We start from the raw sequence: 675 nt of genomic DNA on the forward strand, positions 1-675 counted from the left end.
CGTTACTATCATAAGTGATATCATACACCTCTCTTTTTCCTATAGTTTTCCCATCTGGTCCGTAGTATTGGCGGGTATCTACTGTGTACACATTCCCTACTTTATTAGATAAAACTGAGGTCATATAATCTGTACCGTCTTCTCTTTTGTAATTAACAACTGTGTGAATCTGAGTTGTCACGTCGTACCCACTGCGGTATTTATTACATGATCCCAAAGCGTCTTTATCCTCTGGAGACATAAATCCTGCCAGTTTGTTTGTTGCTAACGAGTGGGCTGTCCCACCAGCGCCATTGTGCTTGTCCCACTTATCTTTATCAGTTGCACTCATAAACCCAGCCGTTGTGGGTGTAGCGTTAGGATGAGTATTTCCACCTTTTCCAACGTGATTGGAAAGGATGTCCTCTGCACTTCCTAGTTTAGATTTGAGTTTTTCAAGTGCTTTGAAAATGGTGTAAAATAGCCAGTTAAACCAGTCCGCTGGTGGTTTTTCAGTGGCAAGCCACCCCTCTTGTTTCTTTTCCTCTGGTGGCTCTTTACCTGGATTATGCCACTCCGGTAATTGAATATCAGGCATATTAACGCCTCCTCTATGTGGATTTATAAACACCGCCAAAGTATCCACCGATCTCCTGATCAAGGTCACTAAATCCTTTCTTATCATCAAATTCTTTG

Annotated in this window: 1 pseudogene; it reads right to left on the reverse strand. The window is 42.1% G+C overall.

Going from position 1 to position 675, the window contains the following annotated elements:
* Positions 1–577: pseudogene (locus QZ995_RS23705) on the reverse strand (hypothetical protein); the annotation flags it as partial.
* Between the last annotated feature and the right edge of the window lie 98 nt (positions 578–675).

The sequence above is a fragment of the Brevibacillus laterosporus genome, assembly GCF_030489605.1.
Lineage (GTDB): Bacteria > Bacillota > Bacilli > Brevibacillales > Brevibacillaceae > Brevibacillus_B > Brevibacillus_B laterosporus_E.